Origin of the sequence: Streptomyces sp. NPDC001848 (genome assembly GCF_042891915.1) — a bacterium.
Classification (GTDB): Bacteria; Actinomycetota; Actinomycetes; order Streptomycetales; family Streptomycetaceae; genus Streptomyces.
The window spans coordinates 156,839-165,688 of sequence record NZ_JBIATP010000018.1 but is presented as its reverse complement, the minus strand read 5'-3'; the positions used below and the strand labels follow the sequence as shown (position 1 = coordinate 165,688).

Here is an 8,850-nt window from a genome sequence, read left to right as displayed (position 1 = left end):
CACGCTGTTGAGTTCTCAAGGAACGGACGCTTCCTTCGTACTCACCGGAGAGACTCACTCTCTCGGCTTTCCTCCGGGCGCTTCCCTTCGGTGTTCCACACTCTATCAGTGTTTTTCCGTCTCTCTGACCACCGTCCTGCAGGCATGCAAAACGGATCCCGAGATAGGATCTGACAAGTTTGGGTGCTGCCCGGCCAACGACGCTCGGTCGCATCGCTCCGCCCCAGGCAGGAGTACGACTGTACACCGGCCCGGGAGCGGGTGCAAATCGCTCGTGCTGCGTTCCAAGGGTCGACAACCCGTACGTCTCATGCGGAACCGGCAGTTCATATGACATACGCTGCTGCCCAGTGCGCCGTCCGGGACAGGCAGTGACGGCCCGTTTGGATCTCCACCCCTGGGAGGCTTCCCATGACCACCGTGACGTCCCCGCTCGCCGGACGTGCGATCGGACTCGCCGCAGTGCCGGACCCCGTCTTCTCGGGAGCGATGGTCGGTCCCGGCATGGCGATCGACCCCGTACGGGAGCCCGTGGAGGCCGTCTCCCCCGTGGACGGAGTCATCGTGTCCCTTCATCCGCACGCCTTCGTCGTGGTGGACGGTGAGGGACACGGCGTCCTGACCCATCTGGGCATCGACACCGTGCAGCTGAACGGTGAGGGCTTCGAACTCCTGGTCAGCAAGGGAGACACCGTCACGCGTGGTCAGGCCGTCGTGCGCTGGAACCCGGCCGCCGTCGAGCAGGCCGGTAAGTCCCCGGTGTGCCCGGTGGTGGCGCTCGAGGCCACGGCCGACTCCCTGTCCGGTCTCCGCGAGGACGGCGACGTGAAGGCGGGCGACCAGCTCTTCTCCTGGCAGTGATGCCGGCGCCGTACTGAACGGCACAACAGACAACCATCGCGGTGGCGGGACCCCCCGCATGATTCGGAGACGGGTGAGATGGAGACAACGCTGCGAGGCGTCGGTGTGAGCCACGGTGTGGCGATCGGCGAGGTTCGGCATATGGGGACGGCGGTGCTCGAGCCCCCGGCGAAGCAGATCCCGGCGGAGGAGGCGGAGCGCGAACAGGGGCGCGCACGCCAGGCCGTGGAAGCTGTGGCGGCCGATCTGATCGCGCGCGGCAATCTCGCGGGCGGTGAGGCGCAGGCTGTGCTGGAGGCCCAGGCCATGATGGCCCAGGACCCCGAGCTGATGGCGGACGTGGAGCGCCGTATAGCCGTCGGCAGCACGGCGGAGCGGGCGGTGTACGACGCGTTCGCCGCGTACCGGGAGCTGCTGGCGGGCGCCGGGGAGTACCTCGCCGGGCGTGTGGCCGATCTGGATGACGTGCGGAACCGTATCGTCGCGCGGCTGCTCGGAGTGCCCATGCCGGGTGTGCCGGACAGCGACGATCCGTACGTCCTGGTCGCCCGGGATCTCGCGCCGGCGGACACGGCCCTGCTCGATCCGTCCCTGGTCCTCGGTTTCGTCACCGAGGAGGGCGGGCCGACCAGTCACAGCGCGATCCTGGCACGGGCGCTCGGCGTCCCGGCCGTGGTGGCGCTGCCCGGTGCGGGCGAGCTCGCCGAGGGCACGGTGATCGCCGTCGACGGCAGCACCGGCGAGATATTCGTGAACCCCAGCGACGACAAGAAGACGCAGCTGGAGGCCGCGGCGGCGGAGCGCAGGGCGGCCCTGGCGGCCTCGACGGGGCCGGGTGCCACGGCCGACGGCCACAAGGTGCCGCTGCTGGCGAACATCGGTGGTCCGGCGGACGTGCCGGCCGCAGTCGAGGCGGGCGCCGAGGGTGTCGGTCTGTTCCGTACGGAGTTCCTGTTCCTCGACGACAACAAGAAGGCGCCGTCCGAGGAGAAGCAGATCGAGGCCTACCGGCAGGTCCTCGAGGCGTTCCCCGAGGGCCGTGTGGTCGTCCGTGTGCTGGACGCGGGTGCGGACAAACCGCTTGACTTCCTGACCCCCACCGACGAGCCGAACCCGGCACTGGGTGTACGCGGTCTGCGGACGCTGCTCGACCACCCGGAGGTGCTGCGCACGCAGCTGACCGCGCTCGCGAAGGCCGCGGAGGGGCTGCCGGTGTACCTCGAGGTCATGGCGCCGATGGTCGCCGACCGCACCGACGCCAAGGCGTTCGCGGACGCGTGCCGGGAGGCCGGGCTGCGGGCGAAGTTCGGAGCCATGGTGGAGATCCCGTCGGCCGCGCTGCGGGCGCGTTCGATCCTGCAGGAGGTCGAGTTCCTGTCGCTGGGGACCAACGACCTCGCGCAGTACACGTTCGCCGCGGACCGTCAGGTGGGTGCGGTGTCGCGTCTGCAGGACCCGTGGCAGCCTGCGCTGCTCGATCTGGTCGCGCTGTCCGCCGAGGCGGCGAAGGCCGAGGGCAAGAGCTGCGGTGTCTGCGGCGAGGCCGCGTCGGATCCGCTGCTGGCGTGTGTGCTGACGGGTCTGGGCGTCACCTCCCTGTCCATGGGTGCGGCGTCGATTCCCTATGTCCGGGCGACGCTGGCGAAGTACACGCTGGCGCAGTGTGAGCGGGCCGCGGCGGCCGCGCGGGCCGCGGACACCGCCGACGAGGCGCGCCTGGCGGCTCAGACGGTGCTGTCCGGCGAGTAGCCGACACACGTCGTCGCTCCGGTGCCGTGCCGGGAGGGGCGCTCCGCCTGCTGGTGGAGCGCCCCTCGCCCGTTCATCCGTGGGTGTTGTGGCCGGGTGTGAGGCCGTCGTCTCCGAGGTCGGGTGGGGCGCAGTAGTCGACGCCGGATTCGGGCGAGACGAGGTCACCGGATTCGACGTCGGTGCAGTAGGCGTCGAAGACCTCCGCGGCGGTGAGTGGTTCCAGTCGTTCGCCGCGTAGGCGCCAGCCGTAGACACGGTCGGGGGTGCCGGGCGCGGTGGTGCGCATGACGAGGCCGCCGGCGCTGTGGGTGGCGATGCCGAGGGCGAGGACGCTGGTGAACTCCAGTGCCTCGGTCTCGTCGAGGCGGGCCGTGCCATCAGGGTCCTCGTCGGAGTGGAGGACGGCGACGAGTGTCTCGGGTGCGGCGGAGACGCTGCACACGAGGTGACGGTGGCCGGGGCTCGCGGTGTCGAGGATGCGGGCGAGGAGGCGGGAGGCCTGAGCGAAGGCGGAGCGTCCGATGTCCTCGCCGCAGGTGGCGCAGGCGCCCAGCCGGGCCAGTACCGTCGTCGCGTACTGCCACGTGGCCTGCCGTACCGCCTCGTCGATCAGGTCGGGGACGAGTTCGGCCAGGGGCTGTCCTTCGTACGGGAGGGCCGGTCCGGTGGCGGCCAGTTCCGCGGTGAAGCGGGTGCGGCTGGACGGGGTGTCCGGTTCCAGGCCGTTGTGGGCGCAGAACTCCGCGTACTCCTCGGGGTCGAAGAGGGCGACCGTGGTATGGCTGCCCTGTGCCGCGAGGGTCCTGAGCAGGGCTTCGACCTGCCGCAGGTAGGTCGCGTGGTCGTCGAAGGTGAAGGTGCGGTAGCGCCGCATCGCGGTGAAGTCGTGTTCGTCGGTCAGCAGGCCGATGGTGCCGGCGATCTCGCGGCGCAGGGTGCGTCGCATGGTCTGCTGCTCGGTGTGGCGCATGATTCCCCCTACGTACAGTCGATCTGTGCTCACTCAACGTAAGGGGCGGCACTGACAACGGCCTGCCGGTCGGGCGGCCGGCAGGCCGTCGCGGGGGCTCGGCGGAGTGCGTCAGGCGCGTTTGCGGGCCAGGTCCTCGTAGAAGTGGAGCAGTTCGAGGTTGTCGATGGAGCCCGGGTTGACGGCCTTTTCCAGCGAGGCGCCCTGCAGGAGGCGTTTGACCGGGACTTCGATGCGCTTGCCCGTGAGGGTGTGCGGAACGCCCGGGACCTCGATGATCTCGTCGGGGACGTGGCGGGGCGAGAGCTGTTCGCGGATCGTCTGCTTGATGCGGCCCAGCAGGGCGTCGTCCAGGACGGCTCCGGGGGCCAGGTGGACGAACAGGGGCATCCAGTAGCCGCCGTCAGGCTGCTCGATGCCGATGACGAGGGACTCCCTGATCTCGGGAAGGCGTTCGACGGCTTCGTAGATGTCGGCCGAGCCCATGCGAACGCCCTGGCGGTTGAGCGTGGAGTCCGAGCGGCCGTGGATGATCACGGAAGCGCGGGAGGTGAGGGTGATCCAGTCGCCGTGGCGCCAGACTCCCGGATACATGGCGAAGTAGCTTTCGTGGTAGCGGCTGCCGTCGGGGTCGTTCCAGAAGTGGATCGGCATGGAGGGCATCGGGTTGGTGACGACCAGCTCGCCGACCTCGTCGATCAGGGGCTTGCCGCTGGGGTCCCAGGACTGCAGGTCGGTGCCGAGGCCGGGCGCCTGGAGTTCTCCGATGTGGACGGGAAGAGTCGGTACGGCTCCCGCGAAGCAGGAGCACACGTCGGTGCCGCCGCTGACGGAGGCGATCCACAGGTCGTCGCGGACCTCGTCGTGCAGCCAGGCGAAGCCGTCCGGCGGCAGCGGCGAGCCGGTGGTGGCCACGCACTGCACGCTCGTGAGGTCGTAGTCGCGGGCCGGGTGCACGCCCGCCTTGCGGCAGGCCATGACGTACGCGGCGGACGTGCCGAAGAGGGTGGCCCCGGTGCGTTCGGCGACGCGCCACTGGGCGCCGGTGTCGGGGTGGCCGGGGCTGCCGTCGTACAGGACGATCGTGGTGCCCGTCAGCAGGCCGGAGACGAGGAAGTTCCACATCATCCAGCCGGTGGACGTGTACCAGAAGAGGCGGCTTTGGGGTCCGAGGTCGCAGTGCAGGCCGAGCTGCTTGAGGTGCTCGACCAGGATGCCGCCCTGGGACTGGACGATGGCCTTGGGCAGGCCGGTGGTGCCTGAGGAGTACAGCACCCACAGTGGGTGGTCGAACGGGACCTGCTCGAAGACGGGCTCGACGTCCGACGAGGTCAGGGCCGACCACTCCAGGGCGCCTTCGGGGGCATCCGTGCCGAGCAGCGGGATGTGGACGACGGCTCGCAGGGTGGGCAGGTCGCGGCGGAGTTCGGCGACGATCTCGCGGCGGTCGTGCTCCTTGCCGCCGTAGCGGTAGCCGTCGACGGTGATCAGGACGACCGGTTCGACCTGCTGGAAGCGGTCCAGGACGCTGCGGGCGCCGAAGTCGGGAGCGCAGGAGGTCCACACACCACCGACGGCGGCTGTGGCGAGAAGGGCGACGACGGCCTCGGGGATGTTGGGCAGATAGCCGCTGACGCGGTCTCCGGGGCGCACACCGAGGGCGCGCAGTTCGGCGGCGAGGGAGCCGACCTGGCGGCGCAGCTCGGACCAGGTGACCGGGCGGGGTTCGTGGGACTCGTCGACGGCCAGCAGGGCGGGGTCGTCGGCTCGGGTGGCCGCGGCGCGCAGGGCGTGTTCGGCGTAGTTCAGGGTCGCCCCGGGGAACCATTCGGCGCCCGGCATGGAACGGTTGCCGAGTACGCGCGCGTAGGGCGTGGAGAACCGTACGTCGAACCACTCCGTGACGGCCTTCCAGAAGGTCTCCAGCTCGTCCACCGACCAGCGGTGCAACGCTGGGTAGCCGCCCTCGGCGGGTGCCCCGTGGTGTTCCGCCGCCCAGGCCTGGAACCTGGTGATCTGTGCCCGGGCGATGCGGTCCGCGTCGGGCTGCCACAGGGGCGTGGGGTTCGCTGAGGTCATGGGGCGGCTCCCGGACTGTACGCGTCGTGTGCGTGGTCCGCGCACGTGCTGGGGTGTGCGCGTCACGCGGCTGACATGGACGATGCCATGTGATCGACTTCTGCACCAGGGTGTGCTCCACATAGTCGGCATCGCGAAGCTGTGCTCTCAACACAGGTGAACGGCAGTTGAACGGCGCCCCTGTACGAGGACGTCAGTGGCAGGGTGAGCAGCATGGACGGTCGTGACCTGGTGCGTTCGGTGAAAGCGGTCGGTGCGGCGGGGGCGGCAGGTGGTCTGCGCACTGTGCGGGCCGCGTGGCGCAGGCGGCGTGCCGACGCCACCGGGTTGCCGCGGCGGGGCGCCGAGCGGGCGCGGGTGCCCGGCCCCGTACGGGACGTGGAGCCAGGGCCGGGCGGCGGTGTCGTGCGGTTCACGCGCGCCGAGCTGCGGATCATGGTCGCGGTGAACGGGGCGGTGTTCTGGGGCTGGGACGGGGTGGAACCGGAGCCGTCGTACGCGCTCGCGGGTCGCTGCCCCGAACCGGATCTGCGGGCTGTGCTGGAGCCGGACAAGGACGGCGGCTGGCGGGTCGTGGCGGAGCGCGTCACGGTCGTGGTGTCGCGGCACGGCGCGATCGAGGTGTGCACACCCGGCGGGGTGACCCTGCGCCGGGATCTTCCGCCCCGGTGGTGGGAGCCGGTGGACGGGGGCGGGGCGCGCTGGATGCAGCGGGCCGAAGTGGCGCCCGACGCACGCTTCTTCGGGCTCGGCGGGCGGGCCAAAGGGCCGCGACTGCGCGACGGGACGTATCGGTTGTGGAACACGGACCCGGGGCGGCCGTTCGGGCCCGGAGACGACCCCCTCTACATCACGATGCCGGTCCAGATGGTGGTGGCCGACGCGGGGACCCATCTGGTCTTTCACGACACCTCGTGGGACGGCACGGTGACGTTGCGCGAGGGCGAGGAGGGTGCGGGCTCCGGGCACGACCGGGCGGGAGCCTGCGAGGTGCGGATGGACGGCGGTCCGCTGCGCTGCTGGGTGATGGTGGGCACCCCCGCGCGCGTGCTGCGCGTCTGGGCGTCGCTGACCGGGGCGCCCGCTGTGCCGCCGGCCTGGGCGTTGGGGCACCATCACGCGCGGTGGGGCTTCGGCAGTGAGCAGGAGGTGCGCCGGATCGTCGCCGGGTACGCGGAACACGACCTTCCGCTCGATGCCGTCCATCTCGACATCGACCACTTGGACGGCCACCGGGTGTTCTCGGTCGACCAGGACCGCTTTCCGAAGCTGCCGGTGCTCGCCGAGGATCTGCGCCGGGACGGGATCCGCCTGGTGTCGATCGTCGACCCGGCGGTCAAGGCGGAGCCGGGCGATCCGGTGTACGACAGCGGGCGCGCCGAGGACGCGTTCGTGCGGGACGTGTCGGGGCGGCCGGTGGAAGGGGTCGTGTGGCCCGGTGAGGCCGTATATCCCGACTTCACGCACGCGCGCGTGCGTGCGTGGTGGGGCGGGCTCTACCAGGAGCGTCTCGCCCAGGGCTTCGCGGGGTTCTGGCACGACATGAACGAGCCGGTGTCGTTCACGGCCTTCGGGGAGAACACCCTGCCGCGCTCGGCCCGGCACGCGTTGGAGGGCCGTGGCGGTGACCACCGGGAGGCCCACAACGTGTACGCCCTGTGCATGGCGCGGGCCGCGTACGAGGGGCTGCTCGGCCTCGCCCCCGAGGAGCGGCCGTTCCTCTTCTCGCGCTCGGGGTGGGCCGGCATACAGCGCTACGGCGGGACCTGGTCCGGGGACGTGGCCACGGGCTGGCCGGGGCTGCGCGCCTCGTTGTCGCTGGTGCTGGGACTCGGGCTGTGCGGCGTGCCGTACTCCGGGCCGGACGTCGGCGGCTTCGACGGGAGTCCGCCGCCGGAGCTGTATCTGCGCTGGTTTCAGCTCGCCGCCTACTTGCCGCTGTTCCGCACCCACGCGAGTCTGCGCGCCGGGCGACGGGAGCCCTGGGAGTTCGGCGACGACGTTCTGGAGCACGCGCGCGTGGCGCTCGCCGAGCGACGGCGGCTGCTGCCGTACTTCGTCACCCTGGCGCATCTGGCGCGCCGCACAGGTGCGCCCTATGTGCGGCCCCTGTGGTGGGGCGCGCCCGAGGACAGGGCGCTGAGGGACTGCGAGGACGCCTTCCTGCTCGGCGACAGCCTCCTGGTGGCACCGGTGCTGGAGGCCGGCGCGGTCCGTCGGAGGGTGCTGCTGCCGCCGGGGCGCTGGTACGACACGGTGACCGAGGCGGTGTACGAAGGGCCGGGCCGGGTGCTGGTCGAGGCGCCCCTGGGGCGGATTCCGGTGTTCGCGCGTGCGGGCGCCGTCCTGCCCGTACGGGGTGCGGACGGGGATATGGAGCTGGAGGCCTGGGCGCCGGCGCGGGGGCGGTCCGGGGGCGGAACGGTTGTGCCGGACGCGGGTGACGGCTGGGAGGAGCCGGAGATCGAGCGCTATGTGACTCGGTGGAAGGGGCGCCGGGTGGTGGTCCGGCGGGACGAGGAGGGAGGCAGCGGCGACCCCGCGTATCCGGTGCGGGTGCGGGGCCTCGACCACGGATGACCGGGCGGGACGCGCGCGGCTGTGCTGCGCGCGTCCCCGCGCGCGCTCACACGTAGCGGCCCTCGAACCACCCCTGCACTGCCAGTGTGTGCAGCGGGAAGGCGAGTTCGGCGGGTCGGCGCAGGAGCTGCCAGCCCTCCGTCTCGTCGGTGCCGGTGGACGGCGGCAGGTCCGCGGCCGGACGCTCCGGGAGAAGCCCGAACAGCAGCAGGTGGCCGTCGGGCGAGCTCATCGCGTCGACGAGCCGCACATCGCGGGCGGCGGCGTCGATGCCGGTCTCCTCCTTCAGCTCCCGGACGACGGCGTGCCGCCAGTCCTCCCGGTGGTCGATGAACCCTCCGGGTAGGGCGATACCTCCGCGCGCGGGCGGGATGGTTCGGGTGATGACGACGAGGGACGTGCCCTTGGTGTCGTACACGGGCTGGAGGGCGACCGCGACGGGCAGCGGGTTGCGGTAGGCCACCGTGCCGCAGGTGGCGCAGGTGCGGGGCCAGCCGGAGATGCCCTCTCCGTAGGGCGCTCCGCAGCCCGAACAGTGTGAGTCCGGCACGGAGTCGACGGCGGACGGGATCGGGGATTCGGACACGTGGCGGACTGTATCCGATCAT

The 8,850-nt window shown here is 71.3% G+C and carries 6 protein-coding genes; 3 read left to right on the top strand and 3 right to left on the bottom strand.

Features of this window, described 5'->3' with window-relative positions; translation table 11 throughout:
• Positions 1-411: 411 nt before the first annotated feature.
• Positions 412-861, top strand: a complete 450-nt coding sequence (locus ACFYZJ_RS32035; protein ID WP_388573792.1) for a PTS glucose transporter subunit IIA — start codon at positions 412-414, stop codon at positions 859-861.
• 78 nt (positions 862-939) lie between these two features.
• Positions 940-2,610, top strand: coding sequence for a phosphoenolpyruvate--protein phosphotransferase (ptsP, locus tag ACFYZJ_RS32030; protein ID WP_388573790.1), 1,671 nt, complete (start codon positions 940-942; stop codon positions 2,608-2,610).
• A 73-nt stretch (positions 2,611-2,683) separates the two neighbouring features.
• On the opposite strand, the gene ACFYZJ_RS32025 is transcribed toward ptsP, so the two are convergent.
• Positions 2,684-3,583, bottom strand: coding sequence for a hypothetical protein (locus ACFYZJ_RS32025; RefSeq protein WP_388573788.1), 900 nt, complete (start codon positions 3,581-3,583; stop codon positions 2,684-2,686).
• Positions 3,584-3,694: 111 nt separating this feature from the next.
• Positions 3,695-5,662, bottom strand: a complete 1,968-nt coding sequence (locus ACFYZJ_RS32020; RefSeq protein WP_388573786.1) for an acetoacetate--CoA ligase — start codon at positions 5,660-5,662, stop codon at positions 3,695-3,697.
• A gap of 213 nt (positions 5,663-5,875) precedes the next feature.
• On the opposite strand from ACFYZJ_RS32020, the gene ACFYZJ_RS32015 reads away from it, so the two are divergent.
• Entirely contained in the window at positions 5,876-8,242 is a 2,367-nt protein-coding gene (locus tag ACFYZJ_RS32015; protein WP_388573784.1) for a glycoside hydrolase family 31 protein, read from the top strand.
• 46 nt (positions 8,243-8,288) lie between these two features.
• Here the strand turns inward: ACFYZJ_RS32015 and ACFYZJ_RS32010 are convergent, their stop codons facing one another.
• On the bottom strand, positions 8,289-8,828 hold the full coding sequence (locus tag ACFYZJ_RS32010; protein ID WP_388573782.1) for an NUDIX domain-containing protein: 540 nt from the start codon (positions 8,826-8,828) through the stop codon (positions 8,289-8,291).
• Positions 8,829-8,850: the final 22 nt, after the last annotated feature.

Excerpts from the sequence above, each read along its gene's own strand:
- ptsP (WP_388573790.1), top strand. The coding sequence starts at position 940 with ATGGAGACAACGCTGCGAGGCGTCGGTGTGAGCCACGGTGTGGCGATC.
- ACFYZJ_RS32035 (WP_388573792.1), top strand. The coding sequence starts at position 412 with ATGACCACCGTGACGTCCCCGCTCGCCGGACGTGCGATCGGACTCGCC.
- ACFYZJ_RS32020 (WP_388573786.1), bottom strand. The coding sequence starts at position 5,662 with ATGACCTCAGCGAACCCCACGCCCCTGTGGCAGCCCGACGCGGACCGC.
- ACFYZJ_RS32015 (WP_388573784.1), top strand. The coding sequence starts at position 5,876 with ATGGACGGTCGTGACCTGGTGCGTTCGGTGAAAGCGGTCGGTGCGGCG.
- ACFYZJ_RS32025 (WP_388573788.1), bottom strand. The coding sequence starts at position 3,583 with ATGCGCCACACCGAGCAGCAGACCATGCGACGCACCCTGCGCCGCGAG.